The 19,488-nt window shown below is 69.4% G+C and carries 19 protein-coding genes; 11 read left to right on the top strand and 8 right to left on the bottom strand.

The window, feature by feature from the left end; genetic code table 11:
• Positions 1-108: 108 nt before the first annotated feature.
• On the top strand, positions 109-912 hold the full coding sequence (locus ASF43_RS21240) for an IclR family transcriptional regulator C-terminal domain-containing protein (RefSeq protein WP_056185258.1): 804 nt from the start codon (positions 109-111) through the stop codon (positions 910-912).
• Here ASF43_RS21240 and ASF43_RS21235 read toward each other — a convergent pair whose 3' ends face one another.
• Complete coding sequence (locus tag ASF43_RS21235) at positions 913-1,224, bottom strand: MliC family protein (protein WP_056185250.1); 312 nt, start codon at positions 1,222-1,224, stop codon at positions 913-915.
• Between the two features lie 56 nt (positions 1,225-1,280).
• On the opposite strand from ASF43_RS21235, the gene ASF43_RS21230 reads away from it, so the two are divergent.
• The 5 genes from ASF43_RS21230 to ASF43_RS21210 all read left to right on the top strand — a co-directional run bounded on the left by ASF43_RS21230 (position 1,281) and on the right by ASF43_RS21210 (position 7,166).
• Entirely contained in the window at positions 1,281-2,525 is a 1,245-nt protein-coding gene (locus ASF43_RS21230; protein ID WP_056185247.1) for an MFS transporter, read from the top strand.
• 13 nt (positions 2,526-2,538) lie between these two features.
• Positions 2,539-2,844, top strand: a complete 306-nt coding sequence (locus ASF43_RS21225) for a DUF1161 domain-containing protein (protein WP_056185244.1) — start codon at positions 2,539-2,541, stop codon at positions 2,842-2,844.
• A 94-nt stretch (positions 2,845-2,938) separates the two neighbouring features.
• A complete protein-coding gene (locus ASF43_RS21220) occupies positions 2,939-4,567 on the top strand; it encodes a peptide chain release factor 3 (protein ID WP_056185241.1) in 1,629 nt (542 codons plus the stop codon).
• A gap of 50 nt (positions 4,568-4,617) precedes the next feature.
• Positions 4,618-6,357: a glycosyltransferase family 39 protein gene (locus tag ASF43_RS21215; RefSeq protein ID WP_156373455.1), complete on the top strand. Its 1,740-nt coding sequence runs from the start codon at positions 4,618-4,620 to the stop codon at positions 6,355-6,357.
• Positions 6,358-6,368: 11 nt separating this feature from the next.
• On the top strand, positions 6,369-7,166 hold the full coding sequence (locus tag ASF43_RS21210; protein WP_056185227.1) for an HAD-IIB family hydrolase: 798 nt from the start codon (positions 6,369-6,371) through the stop codon (positions 7,164-7,166).
• A 12-nt stretch (positions 7,167-7,178) separates the two neighbouring features.
• Here the strand turns inward: ASF43_RS21210 and ASF43_RS21205 are convergent, their stop codons facing one another.
• Complete coding sequence (locus ASF43_RS21205; protein ID WP_056185224.1) at positions 7,179-8,066, bottom strand: LysR family transcriptional regulator; 888 nt, start codon at positions 8,064-8,066, stop codon at positions 7,179-7,181.
• 100 nt (positions 8,067-8,166) lie between these two features.
• Here ASF43_RS21205 and ASF43_RS21200 point away from each other — a divergent pair, with 100 nt between their 5' ends.
• Positions 8,167-9,084, top strand: a complete 918-nt coding sequence (locus tag ASF43_RS21200) for a dihydrodipicolinate synthase family protein (protein WP_056185218.1) — start codon at positions 8,167-8,169, stop codon at positions 9,082-9,084.
• Positions 9,085-9,128: 44 nt separating this feature from the next.
• Positions 9,129-10,088, top strand: coding sequence for a tripartite tricarboxylate transporter substrate binding protein (locus ASF43_RS21195; RefSeq protein ID WP_056185215.1), 960 nt, complete (start codon positions 9,129-9,131; stop codon positions 10,086-10,088).
• Here the strand turns inward: ASF43_RS21195 and ASF43_RS21190 are convergent.
• Both ASF43_RS21190 and ASF43_RS21185 read right to left on the bottom strand, forming a co-directional pair.
• The gene (locus tag ASF43_RS21190; RefSeq protein WP_056185212.1) at positions 10,060-10,368 is read right to left on the bottom strand and encodes a hypothetical protein; all 309 of its coding nucleotides are present in this window, start codon (positions 10,366-10,368) and stop codon (positions 10,060-10,062) included. The genes ASF43_RS21195 and ASF43_RS21190 overlap by 29 nt on opposite strands.
• A 31-nt stretch (positions 10,369-10,399) precedes the next feature.
• On the bottom strand, positions 10,400-11,374 hold the full coding sequence (locus ASF43_RS21185; protein ID WP_056185208.1) for a tripartite tricarboxylate transporter substrate binding protein: 975 nt from the start codon (positions 11,372-11,374) through the stop codon (positions 10,400-10,402).
• 170 nt (positions 11,375-11,544) lie between these two features.
• Here ASF43_RS21185 and ASF43_RS21180 point away from each other — a divergent pair, with 170 nt between their 5' ends.
• Positions 11,545-12,438, top strand: a complete 894-nt coding sequence (locus tag ASF43_RS21180) for a transporter substrate-binding domain-containing protein (protein ID WP_056185206.1) — start codon at positions 11,545-11,547, stop codon at positions 12,436-12,438.
• Positions 12,439-12,451: 13 nt separating this feature from the next.
• Positions 12,452-13,351 carry an SMP-30/gluconolactonase/LRE family protein gene (locus ASF43_RS21175; protein WP_056185204.1) on the top strand — a complete coding sequence of 300 codons (900 nt, stop codon included), beginning with the start codon at positions 12,452-12,454 and terminating at the stop codon, positions 13,349-13,351.
• Positions 13,352-13,435: 84 nt separating this feature from the next.
• On the opposite strand, the gene ASF43_RS21170 is transcribed toward ASF43_RS21175, so the two are convergent.
• Positions 13,436-15,268 (bottom strand): choice-of-anchor I family protein, encoded by a 1,833-nt coding sequence (locus ASF43_RS21170; protein WP_200932583.1) that lies wholly within the window; start codon positions 15,266-15,268, stop codon positions 13,436-13,438.
• A 176-nt stretch (positions 15,269-15,444) separates the two neighbouring features.
• On the opposite strand from ASF43_RS21170, the gene ASF43_RS21165 reads away from it, so the two are divergent.
• Positions 15,445-15,852, top strand: a complete 408-nt coding sequence (locus tag ASF43_RS21165; protein WP_056185198.1) for an SRPBCC family protein — start codon at positions 15,445-15,447, stop codon at positions 15,850-15,852.
• Between the two features lie 63 nt (positions 15,853-15,915).
• Here the strand turns inward: ASF43_RS21165 and ASF43_RS21160 are convergent, their stop codons facing one another.
• Genes ASF43_RS21160 through ASF43_RS21150 form a run of 3 tightly spaced genes read right to left on the bottom strand, consistent with a single transcriptional unit; the run spans position 15,916 to position 19,445 of the window.
• Complete coding sequence (locus ASF43_RS21160; RefSeq protein ID WP_082498049.1) at positions 15,916-17,187, bottom strand: aminotransferase class V-fold PLP-dependent enzyme; 1,272 nt, start codon at positions 17,185-17,187, stop codon at positions 15,916-15,918.
• Between the two features lie 49 nt (positions 17,188-17,236).
• On the bottom strand, positions 17,237-18,616 hold the full coding sequence (locus ASF43_RS21155) for an aspartate aminotransferase family protein (protein WP_056185745.1): 1,380 nt from the start codon (positions 18,614-18,616) through the stop codon (positions 17,237-17,239).
• 25 nt (positions 18,617-18,641) lie between these two features.
• Positions 18,642-19,445 (bottom strand): ABC transporter permease, encoded by an 804-nt coding sequence (locus ASF43_RS21150; RefSeq protein WP_162241840.1) that lies wholly within the window; start codon positions 19,443-19,445, stop codon positions 18,642-18,644.
• Positions 19,446-19,488 lie beyond the last annotated feature (43 nt).

Here is a 19,488-nt window from a genome sequence, read left to right as displayed (position 1 = left end):
TCAACTGATCGATCATCGAACATTTGAGATCGATCATCGAACAGTCCTAGGGTTTTCACCAGGGTTTCGTGCACGCCGCCAACGCGCAAATGCCCACAAACTGACGGCATGCAACCGAATTTCACCGAAGATGCCGGCGATGCGGCACCTGCTGCCGGGCTGGACCGGCGCGACTGGATCGCCGGGCTGGAGCGCGGCCTGGGCATCATCGAAGCCTTCGACGACGCGCATCCGCGCATGACGGCCAGCGAGCTGGGCCAGCGCACCGGCATGACGCGCACGGCCGCGCGGCGCTACCTGCTCACGCTGCAGCACGTCGGCTACGTGGCGGGCGACGGCAAGCTGTTCTGGCTCACGCCGCGCGTGCTGCGGCTGGGGCAGTCCTACCTGGAATCGGCCCGGCTGCCGCGCGTGGTCCAGCCCTTTTTGCAGCGCGTGGCTGCCGGCACGCACGAGACGGCCTACCTGTCGGTGCTGGACGGCGACGACGTGGTCTACATCGCGCGCAACGGCCCCAACCGCAGCATGAACACGGGCTACGTGCTGGGCGCGCGCGCGCCGGCCCAGCTCACGGCCGCCGGCACGCTGATGCTGGCATTGCGCAGCGACGACGAGGTCGCGCAGTGGCTGCAGACGCATGCGCTGACGGCCTTCACGCCGCACACCATCGTCAGCAAGGAACGCATGAAGCTGGAGTTCGCGCGCATCCGCGCCCAGGGCTGGTCGCTGTCGGAGCAGCAGCTGGACCTGAACTCGCGCGGCATCGCCGTGCCGCTGCGCGACCGCCATGGCGCGCTGGCCGGCGCGCTCAACATCACCATGCCCATGGGCCACGAGAGCAGCGAAGACGCCGTGGCCCGCGTGCTGCCGGTGCTGCGCGAGACGGCGCAGGCCATGCGCAACCTGATCTGATCAGGTGCCCACGGCCAGGCAGGCGATGGGTGCGGCGGCGCCCACCGTCCACTGCGCCTCGCGCCCCTTGCCGCGCAGCGTGTAGCGCCCATCGCCATACCAGAAGCCGGAGCCGCTGACCTGCTGCGCCAGCGCCAGCACCCCACCGTCCGGCAGCGTCACCAGCGCCTCGCGGCGCTGAAAGCGCACCTGCAGCTGCACGCCGGCCTCGCAGGCGTAGGGCGTGGCGGGCGCGGGCGGCTCGCCCGCAGTGCAGCCGGCCAGCAGCGCCAGGCCGGCCAGCGCCGGCAGGAACATCGATGCACGCCGCATGGGGAACCCTCCTGCGGCTATTCTTGCAGCGCGCCGCGGCGCGAGGAGACCACCCCATGCACAACACGACGCGCGCGCACGCCGTCGATTCGCGCCACGCCTGGCTAGCCCTGGCCGTCACGCTGCTGCTGATGACGGTGGGCAGCAGCGGCATGTACGTGGTCTCGGTCATGCTGCCGGCGGTGCAGGCCGAGTTCGGCATCAGCCGCTCCGACGCATCGCTGCCCTACACGCTGCTGATGATCGGCTTCGGCGTCGGCGGCGTGGTGATGGGCCGCATGGCCGACCGCGTCGGCGTGATGTGGCCGCTGCTGCTGGGCGCGGCCAGCCTGGGCCTGGGCTACCTGGCATCGGCGCTGTCCGGCAGCATCCTGGTGTTCGCCATCGTGCAGGGCCTGCTGGTCGGGCTGCTGGGCAGTGGCGCCGCGTTCGCGCCGCTGGTGGCCGACACCTCGCTGTGGTTCGAGAAGCGCCGCGGCCTGGCCGTGGCCATCTGCGCCAGCGGCAACTACCTGGCCGGCACGGTCTGGCCCCCGGTAGTGCAACACTTCGTCGCATCCGTCGGATGGCGCCAAACCTATCGGGGCATGGCCCTTTTCTGCAGTGTGACGATGGCCGCCCTGGCGCTGTTGCTGCGCGCGCGGCCACCAGCGCTGCAGGCCGCCGCGCCCGGCAACCCAACGCCTGCCGTCATGGCCTCGCTGCGGCCCTTCGGCCTGTCGCTGGGCATGGCGCAGGGCCTGCTGTGCGTGGCCGGCACGGCCTGCTGCGTGGCCATGGCCATGCCGCAGGTGCACATCGTGGCCTATTGCACCGACCTGGGCTTCGGCGCGGCACGCGGCGCGCAGATGCTGTCGGTGATGCTGGGCTTCGGCATCGCCAGCCGGCTGATCTCGGGCGCCATCTGCGACCGCATCGGCGGGCTGCGCACGCTGCTGCTGGGCTCGGCCCTGCAGTGCGTGGCGCTGCTGCTGTTCCTGCCGTTCGACGACCTGGTGCCGCTGTTCGTGGTGTCCGCGCTGTTCGGCCTGTTCCAGGGCGGGCTCGTGCCGTCGTACGCCATCATCGTGCGCGAGCATTTCCCGCCGGCCGAGGCCGGCGCGCGCGTGGGCACGGTGCTGATGTGCACGCTGATGGGCATGGCGCTGGGCGGCTGGATGTCGGGCAAGGTGTTCGACCTCACGGGCAGCTACCGCGCTGCCTTTCTGAACGGCATCGCCTGGAACCTGCTCAACATGTCCATCGCAGCGGCCCTGCTGCTGCGCGCGCGCCGGGCCCTGGTGCCGCAGCCGGCGCGGTGAGAAACTCGCAGCCATGAAACTCTGGTTCATCCCCCTCGCAGGGCTGCTGGCCGGCACGGCCTTCGCCCAGGACAACTGCGAAGCGCTGCGCACCCAGATCGAGGGGCGCATCCGCGAAGCCGGCCTGGCGCAGTTCTCGGTGACCGTGCTGGAGGCCGACCAGTCGACGGCCGGCCGCATCGTCGGCACTTGCGCGATGGGCAAGAAGAAGATCGCCTACGTGCAGCAGGAAGGCGCGGCCGGCGCCGCACCGCGCCCGTCGGTGCTGACCGAGTGCCGCGACGGCTCCACGCCCGTCGACGGGCGCTGCAAGAAGTAGGCGGCGCACAGCCGATCGGCCATTTGGCCGAAAATAGCGCCCTTTCGCCCTGGCGCCGCACCTCTTGCGCCGCCCTCTCACCTGGAACTGCGCTTTGTCCTTCGCCTCTGAAACCCGGCGCCGCCGCACCTTCGCCATCATTTCCCACCCCGACGCGGGTAAAACGACGCTGACCGAGAAGCTGCTGCTGTTCTCGGGCGCGATCCAGATCGCAGGCTCCGTCAAGGCGCGCAAGGCCAGCCGCCACGCCACCAGCGACTGGATGGAGATCGAAAAGCAGCGCGGCATTTCGGTGGCCAGCTCGGTCATGCAGATGGCCTACCGCGACCACGTGATCAACCTGCTGGACACACCCGGCCACAAGGACTTCTCCGAAGACACCTACCGCGTGCTGACGGCCGTGGACTCGGCGCTGATGGTGATCGACGCGGCCAACGGTGTGGAGGCGCAGACGCGCCGGCTGATCGAGGTCTGCCGCCAGCGCGACACGCCCATCATCACCTTCGTCAACAAGATGGACCGCGAGGTGCGCGAGCCGCTGGACATCCTGGACGAGATCGAGCGCGAGCTGGGCATGCCCTGCGTTCCCATGACCTGGCCCGTGGGCCAGGGCAAGAGCTTTGGTGGCATCGTCAACCTGCGCACCCAGGCCATGACGGTGTTCGAGTCCGGCAGCGAACGCCGGCCGCAGGACTTCGAGGCGATGCCGCTGTCCGACCAGGCCGCGCTCAAGGCCCGCTTCGGCCACGAGTTCGAGACCGCCATGGACAGCATGGAGCTGGCCACCGGTGCCTCCCCGGCCTGGGACCACGCAGCCTTCCTAGCCGGCAAGCAGACGCCGGTGTTCTTCGGCTCGGGCGTGAACAATTTCGGCGTGATGGAGGTGCTGGACGCGCTGGTGGACCTGGCGCCCTCGCCGCAGCCGCGCATCAGCAGCACGCTGGTGAACCGCCAGCCCGTCGTCAAGGAGATCAAGCCCGAGGACAAGGATTTCGCCGGCGTGGTGTTCAAGGTGCAGGCCAACATGGACGCCAACCACCGCGACCGCATCGCCTTCGTGCGCATGGCGTCCGGCAAGTACACGCCGGGCATGAAGCTCAAGGTGCAGCGCACGTCCAAGGAGCTGCGGCCCACGTCCGTCGTGACCTTCATGAGCCAGCGCCGCGAGGCCGTGGACGAGGCCTACGCGGGCGACATCATCGGCTTCACCACGCACGGCGGCGTGCAGCTGGGCGACACCATCACCGACGGCGCCAGCCTGCAGTTCACGGGCCTGCCGTTCTTCGCGCCCGAGATGTTCATGACCGTGATCCTGCGCAACCCGCTGCGCACCAAGCAGCTGCAGCAGGGCCTGGCCCAGCTCGGCGAGGAAGGCGCGATCCAGGTCTTCAAGCCCGAGGCCGGCGGCGCCATGCTGCTGGGCGCCGTGGGCCAGCTGCAGTTCGAAGTGGTGCAGCACCGGCTGAAGGCCGAGTACGACGCCGACATCCGGCTGGAGGGCTGCCAGTACACCGGCGCGCGGTGGATCACGGCCGACACGCCAGCCGAGCTGCGCCAGTTCGTCGACGCCTATCCCGCGCGCATGGCGCGTGATGCGGCCGACACGCTGGCCTATCTGTGCACCTCGCCCTACGACGTGCGGCTGGCGCAGGAGCGGTTTCCGAAGATCCATTTCCATCCGCTGCGCGAGCATGCGGGCCTGGCGCTGCAGAACGCAGGATGAGGCTGCACCGCCCAGCGACTGAGGATTGCCCGAGCCAGCGGTAGCCCCGCATGCACGCAGCCGTGTTCGCCGTTTCGCAGTACGCCCTCCTGGTGGCGGTGCTGCTGGGCTGCTGGGGCATGGGAAGCGTGGCCCTGGCGCGGCTGCGGGCCGCCGCTCTGCCACCCGGCCTCACGACCCCGGTCGCCACGACCGTGGGCCTGGGCATGGCCATCTGCGTGCTGCAGGCGCTCGCCATCGCCGGCCTGCTGCGGCCGCACTGGGTCGCGGCCCTCGTGCTGCTGGGGCTGCTGGCCGCGGGCCACCAGGCCTGGCAGATGCGGCACACTGCGCGGGCCGCACCGGCCGCCCCCGCGGTGCCCCTGGCGTTCGGCGATCGCATCGCGCTGGCATGCCTGGCGCTGGCCATCGCCTCGCTGCTGCTCAAGCCCCTGGCTCCGCCCACGGCCTGGGACGAGCTGATGTACCACCTGCCCCACGCGCAGCAGTGGGCCGACAGCGGCCGGCTGCAGGTCAATCCCTGGCTGCGCTACCCCTGGTTCCCGTACAACTTCGACCTGCTCTACGCGGCCGCGCTGCTGTTCGGCAACGACGTCCTGCCCCATCTGCTGCATGCCGCAGCCGGCTGGCTGACGGCCTGGCTGGTCTACGGGCTCGGCGCCCTGCATCTGGGCCGCATCGCCGGGTGCGCGGCCGCCATCGTCTGGCTCACGCTGACCAAGGGCGAGTTCGACAGCGCCTACATCGACATGGGTGTCACGCTGTTCGTGCTGGCCAGCGCCATCGCGCTCGACCAGGCGCGCACGCGCCGCGCGCGGCCCTGGTGGGTGGTGAGCGGCTTGCTGCTCGGCACCGCGCTGGGCTCCAAGTACCAGGTGCTGGCCCTGCTGCCGTTCTTCGCGCTGGCCCTGCTGTGGCACGAGCGGCGCGCCTCGACCTGGCCCATGGTGCTGGCCAGCCTCGCCCTGCCGTCGCTGTACTGGTATGCGCGCAACGCCATCGTGACGGGCGACCCGTTCAATCCGATCGGCGGCCCGGTGTTCGGCTTCACGGACTGGGACGCCGGCGACCACAAGGCGCAGTTCGACGACCTGCGGCGCAACGCGGGCCTTCCGCACTGGCTGCTGTGGCCGGCGCTGCTGTCGCCCTGCGTCCCCGCGCTGCGCCGCTCGGCCTCGGCGCGCGGCGCCATGCTGCTGTGCGGCTGGATGCTGCTGGTCTGGCTGCTGAGTTCGCGCTACCCGCGCTACCTGATGTCGGCTTATCCCCTGCTTGCCCTGCTGTCGGTCGCGAGCTGCCAGCCGCTGGCGCGCCGCCTGGTCGCGCGCTGGCCTTTGCCGCTGGCGCGTGGCACGGCCGGGCTGCTGCTGGCCGCGCTGGGCATCGCCGCGAGCTCGGCAATCTACAAGCAAGGCCAGCGCATCGCGGCAACGCCCGAAGCCCGGGCGTCGCTGCTGCGCAGGGAGGTCAACGGCTACGCCATGTGGGAGCACGTGCGCGCCCACCCGGTGGGCCGCCTCTACCAGCTCGGGCTGGAAGACTCGCTCTACTACGCACCTCAGCCCGTCTGGGGCGAAGTCTTCGGGCCATGGCGCTACCGGGATGTCCAGCATCTCGCGCCGCAGGCCCTGCACCGCAAGCTCGCCTCGCAAGGTTTCGATGCCTTCGTGATCGACACGGCGCGGGCGCCCGGTGTCGTCTCCCACCCTGCGTTCGACGACTGGTTCGAGCGCCTGCACACCGATGGCGCCGTGCAGCTCTACCGTGTGTCCGCACGGCGTGCGCCCTGACAACCTCCACCATGCAAGCACTCTCTGCCTTCCCGGCCGCCGCCTGCGCCGGCCTCGTCGGCGTCCTTACCGACATCGACGACACACTGACCACCGAAGGCGCGATCACGCCCGATGCGCTGCAGGCCTTGGCCGATCTGAAGGCCGCGGGCCTGGCAGTCGTGCCGATCACGGGCCGCTCGGTGGGCTGGAGCCTGCCGTTCGCACCGACCTGGCCGGTGGACGCCATCGTGGCCGAGAACGGCGCGGTGGCCTTGCTGCGCCGGGCCGATGGCAGCGTGGAGAAGCGCCACCAGCAGGACGCCGCCACGCGCAGTGCGAACTTCGCGCGCATGCAGCAGGTGCTGCACCACATCGAGCGCAGCATTCCGGGTGCGCGCCGCGCCACGGATTCGCCGGGGCGCGAGACCGACATCGCCATCGACCACAGCGAGTTCGAGCAACTCGGCGCGGCGCAGATCGACGCCGTGCTGCAGGCTATGCGCGACGCGGGCATGCACGCCACCGTCAGTTCCATCCACGTGAACGGCTGGTACGGTGAGCACGACAAGCTGCAGGGCGCGCGCTGGATCGTGCGCGAGCTGTGGCAGCGCGATCTGGACGCCGAGATCGACCGCTGGGCCTACGTGGGCGATTCGACGAACGACCAGCGCATGTTCGGCGCCTTCGCCCACAGCGTGGGCGTGGCCAACATCGCGCGCTTCGTGCCGCAGCTCGCGCAGCTGCCGCGTTATGTGACGGACGGCGAACGTGGCGCGGGCTTCGCCGAGTTCGCGCGGCTGGTGCTGGCGCAGCGCGCCGCGCGCTGACCGTCCTGCTCCTCAGGCGAACGCCTGCTGCAGCACGCTGCGCACGGTGTTGGCCACCGCGTGCCGGCTCTCGCGCCGCCAGACCAGGTGCAGCTCGGCATGCAGGCCGGCCGGGTCGCGCAACGGGCGGAACGCCAGGTTCGCCAGGCCCAGCCGCATGGCCGAATGCGGCACCAGCGCCACGCCCCAGCCGGCATCGACCAGCGCCAGGATCGAGTGCGTGTGACTCAGCGTCTGCACGGTGTCGGGCGCCACGCCCTCGGCACGCAAGCGGCCGGCGATCAGCTCGTAGATGTAGCGCGTCTCCGACGGGCAGTATTCGATGAAGGCCTGGCCTTCCAGCGCGGCCAGCGGCAGCGGGCCGCCCTCGGCCAGCGCGTGGCCGCGCGGTGCCACCAGCACGAGCGGCTCGCGCAGCAGCGTGGCGCTGTCGGCAAAGCTGCGCGGCGCGAACGGCCGCACCAGGCCCAGGTCGATGCGGCCTGCGGCCAGCGCGTCGAGCTGGTCCACGGTCTGCATCTCGCGCGGCACCACCTGCACGTCGGGCAGCGCGTCGCGGATCGCGGCCAGCACCTGCGGCAGCACGGCGAAGCTGGCCGCCGCGATGAAGCCCAGCGTGACCGTGCCGGCATCGCTGCGCATGGCGCGGCGCGCGGCCTGCATGGCGGCCTGGCTGCGGCGCAGGATGTCCTCGGCCTCGCGCAGGAAGGTGGCGCCGGCCGGCGTCAGCCGCACGGTGCCACCGGCACGCTCCAGCAGGCGCACGCCGACCTCGTGCTCCAGCAGCTGGATCTGGCGCGTGAGCGGTGGCTGCGTCATGTGCAGCAGCGTGGCGGCACGGCCGAAATGCAGCTCGGTGGCCACGGCAACGAAGCAGCGCAGTTGGGAGAGCTGGAACACGATTCAGAACTTGGATGGCGGGATCGCCGATTTGGATTGGACGGGACAGGCGGCGCTTTCTAGAGTAGCACCCGCATCAACACACCCGAGGAGAACAACCATGGCCACCTTCCAAGGCCCCGCGCTGCGCCAGGCGCTGAACGGCATTTCCGGCATCCTGGTGACGCCGTTCGACAAGGACGACCGCGTGGCCGCCGCGCCGCTGCGCCCGGTGGTCGAGCGCGCCGTGCAGGCCGGCGTGCACGTGCTGGTGGCCAACGGCAACACCAGCGAGTTCTACGGCCTGCAGGCGGCCGAGGCCGAGCAGGCCATCCACATCGCGGCCGACTGCGTGGCCGGCCGCGTGCCACTGTTGGCCGGCGTGGGCCGCAGCGTGCACGAGGCCTGCGCGCTGGCCCGCGTGTCGCGCGCGGCCGGTGCCGACGCGCTGATGGTGCACCAGCCGCCCGACCCCTTCGTCTCGCCGCGTGGCGTGGTGGCCTATGTGCAGGCCATTGCCGACGCGGGCGGCGGCCTGCCGGTGGTGCTGTACCTGCGCAACGAGAACATCGGCCTGGCCGCGATCGAGGCGCTGTGCCGCATCCCCGAGGTCGTGGGCATCAAGTGGGCGTCGCCCACGCCGCTGGTGCTGGCTGCGGCGATGCGCCGCACGGCCGACCGCGACCTGGCCTGGGTCGGCGGGCTGGCCGAGGTCTGGGCGCCGCCGCTGTACGCCGTGGGCGCGCGCGGCTTCACGTCCGGCCTGATCAACGTGCTGCCGCAGCGCTCCGTCGCCATCCACGACGCGCTGGAAGCCGCCGACTACCCGCTGGCCCAGCGCCTGATCGCCGAGATGCTGCCGTTCGAGGACCTGCGCGCGCAGGAGAACAACGGCACCAACGTCACCGTGGTCAAGACCGCGCTGCAGCTCATGGGCAACGACTGCGGCGCCACGCGCGCGCCGTCGGCCTGGCCCCTGGCAGACGCGCAGCAGCAACAGCTGCGCGCGCTGCTGGACGGCTGGAATCTTCTGCGCTGACCCGCACGCCCTTTCCCCTTTTCTTTCACCCGAGGAGACACACCATGCGCACACGTCGCGCGCTGATCGCGCTCGCCTGCACGATCTGCACCGCCAGCTTTGCCCAGGCCCCGGCCTGGCCGGCCAGGCCCATCACCATCGTCATCGGCTCCACGCCCGGCAGCGCCACCGACGGCCTGACGCGCGCCATGGGCGCCGAGATCACGCGGCTCTCTGGCCAGACCGTCATCGTGGAGAGCCGGGCCGGCGCCTTCGGCAGCATTGCCGCGCAGTACGTGGCCAAGGCCCCGCCGGACGGCTACACGCTGTTCATGACGACCAACACCACGCAGTCGGCGAACCCGCACCTGCTCAAGAAGATCGCCTACGACCCGATCAAGGACTTCGCACCGGTGGCACTGCTGGCGCGCGGCTACCTGGCGCTGGTGGTGCACCCGCAGCTCAAGGCGAACAACGTGTCCGAGCTGGTGGCGCTGGCCAAGGCCTCGCCGGGCAAGCTGAACTACGGCTCGGGCAGCTCGTCGGCGCAGATCGCCACCGAGCTGTTCCAGCAGGCCACGGGCACGAAGTTCAACTACGTGCCGTACAAGGCGAACCCGCCGGCCGTGCTGGACCTGGTCGGCGGCCAGATCGACCTCATGATCGTGGACCTCACGACCAGCCTGCCGCAGGTCAAGGCCGGCAAGCTGCGCGCACTGGGCATGAGCAGCCCCAAGCGCTCGCCGCTGGCGCCCGAGGTGCCGGCCATCAACGAGTCGCTGCCGGGCTACGAGTTCGGCTACTGGAACGCGCTGTATGCGCCAGCCGGCACGCCCGCGCCGGTGGTGGCCAGGCTGTCCGATCTGGTGCGCCTGGCGCTGGCCGCGCCGAACGTGCAGCAGGTGATCGAGAAGACCGGTCAGGAAGCGGCCTTCTTGGGGCCGGACGCACTCGCCAAGTTCCAGCTGGCCGAGCTGGACCGCTGGGGCCGGATCATCAAGGCGGCAGGGATCGAAGCGGAGTGATGTCCGCGTCGCAGCCGATGCCGGCGGCGATCCAGCGCCTGGCCAGGGGCGCGAGCCAGGGCCTGTCCAGCGCGCCGCACAGGTAGCGCTGCTGCCCATCATCCCAGCGCAGCGCGCTGCAGGCGCCATGCCGCCTGCGCGACAGCAGCACGCCCAGCGGGCAGGGCTCGGCCAGGCAGCACAGCCCGCAGCCGTTGCAGGGCGCGCCCACGGCCGGCTTGGCCGGCGCGCGCGGCTGCACGTGCACGACCTGCCATTCGTCTGTCGGGGGTGGGGCCATCACGCGATCATGCCGCGTTGGCCCGCCATGCTCACTGCGGCTTGGCCAGGCCCAGCTTTTCGATGATGGCCTTCTCGCGCGCCAGCGTGTCCTGCGCGAACTTGGTGTACTCGGCCGAGCTCTTGTAGTCGGGCAGCATGTCGTACTTGTCGAGTGCGGCCACGTAGCTGGGGTCTTCCATGGCCTGCTTGAACGCGTCATGCAGCTTCTTCACGACCTCGGGCGGCGTGCCCTTGGGTGCGCCGATGCCGAAGGGCGAGTTCTGCACGATGTCGATGCCCAGCTCCTTCAGTGTGGGCGCATCGGGGAATTTGGCCAGGCGCTTGGCGCCCCAGGTGTTGAGCACGCGCAGCTTGCCGGCCTCGACCTGCGGTGCGAATCCGGTGGAGTCGGCTGCCGCCATGAGCTGGCCGCTGACCACGGCCAGCATCAGGTCGGCGCTGCCCTTGTAAGGCACGTGCTGCAACTCGATGCCGGCGGCCTGCGCGATGCGCTCGGTCGTCAGGTGCGGGCTGGTCAGCGTGCCGGTGGAGCCGTAGGTCAGCTTGCCGGGGTTGGCCTTCGCATAGGCCACGAAGTCCTGCCAGGTCTTGAACGGGCTGTCGGCCGGCACCACGATGCCGAAGGCGTAGCCCGTGACGTTGATGACGTAGTTGATGTCCTTGATCGGGTCCCAACCCACCTTGGTGGTGTAGGCCAGGCGGAACACGCCGAGCGGAATCTGCGCGATGGTGTAGCCGTCGGCCGGCGAGATCTGCAGCGCCTGCGCCGGCAGCGTGCCGCCCGCGCCCGGCTTGTTCTCGATGATGACGGTCTGGCCCAGCACCTTGGAGGCATTGGCGGCCAGCTGGCGCATGGTGATGTCGGTCGGCCCGCCGGCGGGGAAGGCGATCACCAGCTTGATGGGCTTGTTGGGAAAGCTGCTCTGGGCCAGCGCTGGCAAGGGCGCGGCAGCCGCCAGCGCGAGCATTAGCGCCGAGCGCCGCGAGACAGAGGGAAACGACATGCAATGACTCCTGAACTTCAATGAACCGCGCATTGGGCGGGTTGCCGGATCATGCAGCAATCCGTGAAAGCCCCAGGCGGGCAACGGCAAGTGGCACCGGGCCGGCTGCTAAGGTGGCCGCTGCAGCCACGCGGCTGCGCTACAGCCGACATGAGCCCCAGAAAGACAACATGAACCGCCTCTTCCTTTCCATCGCCCTCGCCTCGCTGGCCTGCGCCGCCTCGGCCCAGGGCAACCCCGCCACCAGCACCTTCGACAAGATCAAGTCCACCGGCACCGTGGTGCTGGGCGTGCGCGAAGCCTCTGCGCCCATGGCCTATGCGTTGGGCGCCAATGCGCAGTACGTGGGCTACCACGTCGAGCTGTGCGAACACGTGCTCAAGGAGATCGCCCCGACTGCCAAGCGCGAGTACATGGCGCTGACCGCGCAGAACACCATGTCGCTGGTGGGCAATGGCACGGTGGACATCGGCTGCGGCCCCACCACCAACAACCTCACGCGCCAGCAACAGGTGGCCTTCGCGCTGACCAGCTACGTGAGCCAGGTCCGCATGGCCGTGAAGAAGGACTCGGGCATCACCTCGTTCGACCAGCTGGCCGGCCGCACCGTGGCCGCCTCCACCGGCACCACGGCCGTGCAGCTGCTGCGCACCTATGCGAAGAACAAGAACATCGACATCCCCACGGTGCTGGGCAAGGACCACTTCGACAGCATGCTGATCCTGGAGTCGGGCCGCGCCGACGCCTTCGTGCTGGACGACAACCTGTTGGCCGGCCTGATCGCCAACGGCCGCAACCCCACGGGTTACCACATCGTCGGCGAAGCCCTGGCCTCCGAGCCCATCGCGCTGCTGTTCCGCAAGGACGACCCGGCCTTCAAGAAGGCCGTGGACGATGCGCTGCGCAAGTTCATGCAGTCGGGCGAGGCCGCCAAGCTCTACACCAAGTGGTTCATGTCGCCGATCCCGCCCAAGAACGCCAACCTGAACCTGCCCATGAGCGACACGCTGCAGCAACTCTTCCGCGAGCCCAACGACAAGCCACTCGAAGCCTACGCCAAGTAAACAAGGAGACGACATGACCGAACCGCGCTTCTCAGAACTCATCGCCGGCTACACCTTCTTCGAGGGGCCGCGCTGGCACGAGGGCAGGCTCTGGCTGTCGGACTTCTACACGCACCAGGTGATCGCCGTCGGTCTGGATGGCCGTGTCGAGCAGATCGCCGAGGTGCCGGGCCAGCCCTCGGGCCTGGGCTGGCTGCCGGACGGGCGGCTGCTCGTCGTCTCCATGCGCGAGCGCAAGATCATGCGGCGCGAGGCCGACGGCCGCCTCGTGCAGCACGCCGATCTCTCGGGCATTGCCGGCGGCCATGTCAACGACATGGTGGTGGACCGCGAGGGCCGTGCCTATGTGGGCAACTTCGGCTTCGACCTCATGGGCGGCGGCGCGCCCGCGCTGGCCCGGCTCGCACGCGTGGAGCCCGACGGCACGGCCTTCATCGCGGCCGAGGACCTGTACTTTCCGAACGGCTCCATGCTCACGCCGGACGGCAAGACATTGATCGTGGTGGAGACCATGGGCAACCGCATCTCGGCCTTCGACGTGCGCGTGGACGGCACGCTGGGCCCACGACGCGACTGGGCCCGGTTCGGCGATCTGCCGACGATGCGCGACGTGCCGGCCGTGCTGGGCAGCCTGAAGGCCGCGCCCGACGGGGCCGTGCTCGACGCCGAGGGCGCCGTGTGGTTCGCCGACGCCGTGGGCCACCGCGCCGTGCGCATGGCGCCGGGCGGCGAGATCCTGCAAAGCATCTCCACCGGCAACATGGGCTGCTTCGCGCTCACGCTGGCCGGGCCGGACCGGCGCACGCTGTGCCTGTGCGTGGCGCCCGACTTCCACGAGGCCGCGCGCAAGGCAGCGCGCGAGGCGGCGATCTGGACCACCGTGGTCGACGTGCCGGGAGCCGGCACGCCGTAACGCCCAGCCGCCCTGCGCGTCTGCTTCGGAACCGAAGGCCGCGGAGCGGGCCCCCAACGACCGCCGCGGAACTGGCGGATGCTCTCAGTACGTCGCGTTGAGTTGGTAGATCGCGGTCGTGCCGCTCACCTCATGGCCCACGATCAACAGCGGCTTGCCATTCGGCGAATCCTTGGCCGCCACGAAGGCCAAGCCCTCCGGCCCCAGGTCGCCGGCCTGCTTCAGGCTGGCGGCGGTGTCGCCCGGCTTGGCCACCGAGAAATCGCGGCTGTTGATGTAGCTCACATAGACCGGCGCCTGCGGGTTGCTCACGTCGTAAACCATCGCGCCGCCGATGCGCTCCAGGCCGATGAAGGCATACGTTTTCTCGCCCATGCGGCCGATGGCCAGGCCCTCGGGCTCCGGGCCCTTGTTGTCGCTGCGGCTGTCGAACGCGGTCTCGGCGTGGTCGGAGTTGAAGTGGGCGGGCAGCAGCTCGGCCAGCTTTTTCTCGAACTGGTCGCCCGAATCCCAGACCAGCACGCCGTTCTCGTCGCGGATCGAGAACGAGCGGCCGCCGTAGGCATACAGCGCGTCGTAGACCAGCACATCCTTGCCGTTCAGGCGCTTGAGCAGCGGGCTGCCGTCGGGGTTGGTCTGGTAGCCCAGCGTCCAGGTGATGTTGAGCCGGCCGAGCTGGTTGTCGTCGCGGCAGGCGCCCGACGAGGCCGTGCCGGCCGCCAGGTTCCAGGTCGCGCCGCAGTAGCCGAACACATCCGGGTTCAGCACCGCACCGGCGGCCAGCGCGCGCAGTTGCGGCGGCAGGTCTTCGCCCGCGCGCCGGTCGAAGCCGCTGTTGTGCACCAGGTGCTTGACGCGGAATTCCTCGACAAAGCCCTGGCGCGCATCGCCGGCCCAGTAGGCCGCGTTGCCCTCGCCCCAGGCGCGTGCATCGCCTTCGTTGGCGGTGACGATGTAGGTCTTGCCGCCGCTGCTGTACGAGGCGATGGCGTCGGGCAGGTAGAGCCCGCGCAGGCCGGCCCAGGGGCGGATGTCGGCCTTGCCGTCGGTGTCGGTCACGTCCAGGCCATTGGCGGCCAGGCCGTGGTCCTTCAAGCCCAGCGCAGTGATGGCCGTCACCGTGGCGCTCGCGATGTCGATCTTCGCCAGCGCATTGTTTTCCTGCAGCGCCACCCAGGCCGTGCGGCCGTCTTCCGACACGGTGATGTATTCGGGCTCGAAGTCCTGCGCCGCGTTCGCGCGCGGGCCGAAGATGCGCACGCCCTGGGTGCGCAGCGCGGCCTCCTGGCCGATCAAGGCCTTGAAGTCGGCCGTGCGCACCACGGGCGCGGCCGGGTTGCGCACGTCGACGAGGCTGACCGAGCCTTCGGGGTCCACCTGGTAGTCGTCGCTGGGCTCGCCTTCGTTGGCCACGAGCAGGGTCTGGCCGTCGGGCGTGAAGGTGAGCATGTCGGGCAGCGCGCCCACGTTGGCCTGGCCCAGCAGCGCGAGGTCGGACGCACGGTACAGCGCGATGAAGCCCGGGTCGGTCTTCACCGCGGCCTGCACGGCCACGGCCACGATGCCGTTCTTCACGGCCACGCTGTTGGCCTGCACGCCGGCGCGCAGGCTGCGCGTCTGGATCTCGCCGATGTGGCGCGGCTTGGCCGGGTCGCTGAGGTCGATCACGTCGAGCGCACCTTTGTGCGCGTTGACGACGAAAGCGCGCCGGCTGGCCGCGTCAAAGGCCGGGATCTCGGCGGCGCTCTGCTCGAAGATACCGGTCTCATGGCGGCCCAGCAGGCTCAGCGCGATGGTGGTCGGCGTGGCCTCGTCATCGTCGCCGCTGCCGCCGCAGGCAGCGATCATCAGTGTGGCGGCGCAGGCGGCGGCGAGAACGGTCCAGCGGCCCGGGCGGGCAGGCGAAAGCAAAGGCATGTCGGGGGGCGCCCGGGGCGCAAAGGGGTCGAACGAAGAACGACGCTGACACGGATCGGTCATGCGGCGGTCATGGATGTTCGCGGGGGAATTTGACAGTGGCGTGAAAGGCCCTTGTGTGTCGGCCGTCGGCGCCAGAATCAGCGTCCTCCCCTTATGACGAAAGGCAGGACGTGATGACCGTGCATGAAGCGGTAGTGGTGAGCCAGACGATCGATGCCTCGGCGGACGCGGTCTACGCGTTCGCGAGCCGCATGGAGAACCTGCCGCTGTGGGCCTCAGGGCTCGCAGCGGGAATCGAACAACGCCATGGTCACTGGTTTGCCAGTTCGCCGATGGGCCAAGTACAGGTGGCCATGGCGCCGGCCAATGCGTTCGGGGTGATGGACCACGATGTCACGCTGCCCGATGGCACCACGGTGCACAACGCCTTTCGGGTGACGCCTTGCGGGGACGGCTGCTTGCTGACGTTCGTGGTGCTGCGGCTGGAAGGGGTGAGCCAGCAGAGCTTCGAGGCCGATGTGGCGCATGTGCGGCGGGATCTCGAGACGTTGAAGCTGAAGGTCGGGCGAGCGTCGCGATGAGATTCCCACGCTGGAGGGGGCGTCGGCCAGCAGCCGGCACCGCAAGCGCCGCACGGACGAACTTCAGTAGGTGTGTTCGTTGAACTTGCCGGTGAGCGCATGGGCGCGCACGTACTCGGTCGCGGCGGCCAGTTCCCCCAGATAGTCCGCCATCGATTCGAGATGGGCTGGGTTGACACCCTGGTGAATCCCACGGGGCTCCCGCATCTGGCCGCGCACCCAGCCCCGGCCGAGCAGGCGATCGGCGACGGCCGTGATGTCGACCGCTGCGTCCGTGGACTCGAACACCACGATGCCACATTCACCTGCTGGTTCGACGCATCGCAGCCCGGCGATCGCATTGACACCTGCCACCAGGCGCGCCGTGGCCTCCAGCACCTTAGCGGTGGCGTTCATGAAGCCCTCTTCCCCCAGGAACTGCATCACCGACCACGCACTGGCAACCGCGCCGGCAGGTTTGGTGCCCAGGAAGGACGGAGACACATACGAGCCCCGCGGCCAGTTGCTGAACTCGAAACGCTCATAGCGCTGTACCGCCGCATCGCGGTACATCACCAGGCTCGCGCCCTTGGGCGCGTAACCGAACTTGTGCAGGTCCGCCGAAATGCTGGAGACGCCCGGCACCGAAAAATCCCATGACGGGATCGAACGCCCCAGCTTCTTGGCGAAAGGGGACAGGAAGCCGCCCCAGCACGCGTCGATGTGCAGCCAGACCCCCGCCGACTGCGCCACGGCGCCCAGCTCCTCGATGCGATCGAACACGCCGAATGGGTAGCACGGCGCCGATGCGTAGACCATCATGGTCCGCTCGTCCATGGCCACCTGGATGGCTGCGGCATGGCCACGGCGTTCGCCGTCGACGCCGACCCGGCGCACCTCGATGTCCATGAGTTCGGCCGCCTTGTCGAGGCAAGGGTGGGCGGTCTCGGGCGCCACGATGTTGAATCGGCCGTAGCGTTCCTTCCTCAGGTCGCGCGCCTGGGCTCGGGCGGTCTTGATGGCCTGGAACACGCTTTCCGTCCCGCCGGTCGTAAAGCTCGCGCCGGCTCCCTCGGGCGCGTCGAACAATGGCAGCGCCATGGAGAAGATGTCCTTCAGCATGCTGCTGCTGCTGGGAAATCCCACCGGTTCGCTGATGAACTGCTGGTAGGCCTTCCCCTGCACCTCGTACGTGGCGTCGTCGAGAAAGTAGGTCAGTGCCGGCAGGCGACCGCGCTTCCAGTCCGGATCGCCGGCCTTGAGCTCCTGCAACTGCGCTGCGATCTCGCTCCAGGGCCGTCCCTTGGCCGGCAAGCTGGGGCCAACCCGGTTCGGGTGGGGTGATGGATTGTTCATAAAAACCCTTGTGTGTCAGTACAAAACCAGCCGGGTGCGCGGGTCGAGCTCATGCACCATGTGCGGGCACTTCTCTTTCGAAGGCGGCCAGTGCCTCGCCGATCAGGCCCGCGATCGTGTCGATCTGATCGGCGTCCGCGATCAGCGGCGGCGCCACCATGAGCCATTCGCCGAACACGCCGTTCGCGGTGCGCCTGGAATAGAGCAACAGGCCACGTTCCATGGCCAGCGCCACGATGCGCTCGATGGCGCGCACTTGCGCCGGAAAGATGGATTTGCGATCACGATCGGAGACGATCTCGATGGCCATCAGCAGGCCCATCCCGCGGATGTCGCCCAGCACACGGCTGCCGCGCTGGATCTCCTGCAGGCGTTCGCGCAGCCTGGCGCCCATGGCGGCGGCATTGGCCATCAGCCGGCCCTCCACCGTCTCCTGCACCACCGCATGGCCGATCGCACAGGACAGGGGGTTCGACGCATAGGTGTAGCCGTGCATGAAACCGCCCATCTGCGCCACCGCCTCCACGACCTGGCGCGAGGCGAGCACCGCTCCCAGCGGCGTATAGCCAGCCCCGAGCCCCTTGGCGAGGGTCACGATGTCGGGCCTGGCCTCAGGCCACTGGTGGGCTGCCAGAAAGCTGCCGCAGCGGCCGGCGCCACTCATGACTTCATCGAACACCAGCAGGACGCCGTGGCGGCTGCAGATCTCGCGCACGCGGCGGTAGTAACTGCCGGGCGCCACCAGCGCCCCGGTGGCCAGCCCGCCCACCGGTTCCAGGAAGAACGCCAGTACGGTCTGCGGCCCCTCCTGGAGGATTGCTTCTTCCAGAGCGTCCGCACACCACAGGGCGTACGACTCGGCCGAATGGCCATCGGGCAAGCGGTAGGTAAAAGGTGCAGGCACCTTGGGTGCGATCCGTGTCATCGCACCGAACATGGCCTCCGGCACGGGATCGCCACTGATCGCCATGGCGCCGAGCGTACTGCCGTGGTAGCTGGGGTTGCGCGAAAGCACCTTGCAGCGCGCGCTGTGCCCCTGGCTCACGGCGAACTGGCGCGCCAGCTTGATCGCGCTCTCGGTCGCCTCGGAGCCGCCCGAGACGAAAAACGCGCGTTCCAGCCCGGGGCCGGCGAGTTCGGTCACGGCCTCGGCCAGCAGCGTGTTGGCCTCGTTCTCGAAGAACGCCCGGCTGGCGTACGACACCCTGCGCATCTGCTGGCGGGCCGCCTCGATCACGCGTGCATTGCCGTGCCCGATGTTGGCGGCGATGGGGCCGGACGAGGCATCGATGTAGCGCTTGCCGGATGTGTCCCACAGGTAGATGTCTTCGCCCCGGTCCACCACGGGGCGCCGCGCTGTGCCCGGCTTTTGGTAGAACAGCTGGACCGGGCCGCCGTGCCGGCGATGGTCAGGAATGGATGTCGACATGCTGGGGCTCATCCTGTCTTGTGATCTATTGGCTGGCGATGTGCGCCTGGGCGCGGCGGCTGCGGCGTCCCAGCCAGGCCGCCAGCGCCATCAGGCTCACGCTGCCGACGATCAGCATGGTGGCGATGGCGGTGATGGACGGGTTCACCTGCAGCACCAGCTCGTTGAACATGCGCTTGGGCACCGTCTCGTGGGTCCCGGCGATGAAGGTGGTGATGACCACCTCGTCGAAGCTGGTCACGAACGCGAAGATCCAGGCCGCGACGGCGCTGGGCAGCAGGTTGGGCACCAGCACGCGGCGGAACATGGTGAACCACGACGCGCCCAGCGTGAAGGCGACCTGCTCGATGCGGATGTCGAAGCCGCGGATCGCGACCGACATGATCAGCACCACGTACGGCACGCCCAGCAGCGTGTGGCCCAGCAGCAGGCCGGCGAACGAGCCCAGCATGCCGATCTTGGCCAGCGCGAAATAGAGCGCGACCGCGACCACGACCGACGGAATGATCAGCGGCGAGATGAAGTTGCTCTGCAGCACGTCCTTGCCGGCGAACCGGCCCCGCGTGATGCCATAGGCGGCAAAGCCCCCCAGCACCAGGGCCAGCGTGCTGGACAGCGCCGCCAGCCCCAGCGAGGTGTGCAGCGCCTGCAGCCAGCGTTCGTCCTCGAACACCTGCAGGTACCAGCGCATGGAGAAACCCTCGGGCGGAAAGCGCAGGGAGCTCGAACTGGAGAACGACATCGGGATGACGATCAGCACCGGCAGGCACATGAAGACCAGCACGGCGATGGCCACGCCCGAGATCATGAGGTCCTGCAGCTTCGCCATGGCAGCACTGGTGCGCGCCGGCGCAGGCAGTCCGCGGGTTGGC

Origin of the sequence: Pseudorhodoferax sp. Leaf267, assembly GCF_001422405.1 — a bacterium.
In the GTDB taxonomy this organism is placed as follows: domain Bacteria; phylum Pseudomonadota; class Gammaproteobacteria; order Burkholderiales; family Burkholderiaceae_C; genus Pseudorhodoferax.
The sequence above is the reverse complement of the archived record's forward strand: the minus strand, read 5'-3'. Positions and strand labels throughout refer to the sequence as shown.

Excerpts from the sequence above, each read along its gene's own strand:
- ASF43_RS21240 (WP_056185258.1), top strand. The coding sequence starts at position 109 with ATGCAACCGAATTTCACCGAAGATGCCGGCGATGCGGCACCTGCTGCC.
- ASF43_RS21235 (WP_056185250.1), bottom strand. The coding sequence starts at position 1,224 with ATGCGGCGTGCATCGATGTTCCTGCCGGCGCTGGCCGGCCTGGCGCTG.
- ASF43_RS21230 (WP_056185247.1), top strand. The coding sequence starts at position 1,281 with ATGCACAACACGACGCGCGCGCACGCCGTCGATTCGCGCCACGCCTGG.
- ASF43_RS21225 (WP_056185244.1), top strand. The coding sequence starts at position 2,539 with ATGAAACTCTGGTTCATCCCCCTCGCAGGGCTGCTGGCCGGCACGGCC.
- ASF43_RS21215 (WP_156373455.1), top strand. The coding sequence starts at position 4,618 with ATGCACGCAGCCGTGTTCGCCGTTTCGCAGTACGCCCTCCTGGTGGCG.
- ASF43_RS21210 (WP_056185227.1), top strand. The coding sequence starts at position 6,369 with ATGCAAGCACTCTCTGCCTTCCCGGCCGCCGCCTGCGCCGGCCTCGTC.
- ASF43_RS21200 (WP_056185218.1), top strand. The coding sequence starts at position 8,167 with ATGGCCACCTTCCAAGGCCCCGCGCTGCGCCAGGCGCTGAACGGCATT.
- ASF43_RS21195 (WP_056185215.1), top strand. The coding sequence starts at position 9,129 with ATGCGCACACGTCGCGCGCTGATCGCGCTCGCCTGCACGATCTGCACC.
- ASF43_RS21190 (WP_056185212.1), bottom strand. The coding sequence starts at position 10,368 with ATGGCCCCACCCCCGACAGACGAATGGCAGGTCGTGCACGTGCAGCCG.
- ASF43_RS21185 (WP_056185208.1), bottom strand. The coding sequence starts at position 11,374 with ATGTCGTTTCCCTCTGTCTCGCGGCGCTCGGCGCTAATGCTCGCGCTG.
- ASF43_RS21180 (WP_056185206.1), top strand. The coding sequence starts at position 11,545 with ATGAACCGCCTCTTCCTTTCCATCGCCCTCGCCTCGCTGGCCTGCGCC.
- ASF43_RS21175 (WP_056185204.1), top strand. The coding sequence starts at position 12,452 with ATGACCGAACCGCGCTTCTCAGAACTCATCGCCGGCTACACCTTCTTC.
- ASF43_RS21170 (WP_200932583.1), bottom strand. The coding sequence starts at position 15,268 with ATGCCTTTGCTTTCGCCTGCCCGCCCGGGCCGCTGGACCGTTCTCGCC.
- ASF43_RS21165 (WP_056185198.1), top strand. The coding sequence starts at position 15,445 with ATGACCGTGCATGAAGCGGTAGTGGTGAGCCAGACGATCGATGCCTCG.
- ASF43_RS21160 (WP_082498049.1), bottom strand. The coding sequence starts at position 17,187 with ATGAACAATCCATCACCCCACCCGAACCGGGTTGGCCCCAGCTTGCCG.
- ASF43_RS21155 (WP_056185745.1), bottom strand. The coding sequence starts at position 18,616 with ATGTCGACATCCATTCCTGACCATCGCCGGCACGGCGGCCCGGTCCAG.
- ASF43_RS21150 (WP_162241840.1), bottom strand. The coding sequence starts at position 19,445 with ATGGCGAAGCTGCAGGACCTCATGATCTCGGGCGTGGCCATCGCCGTG.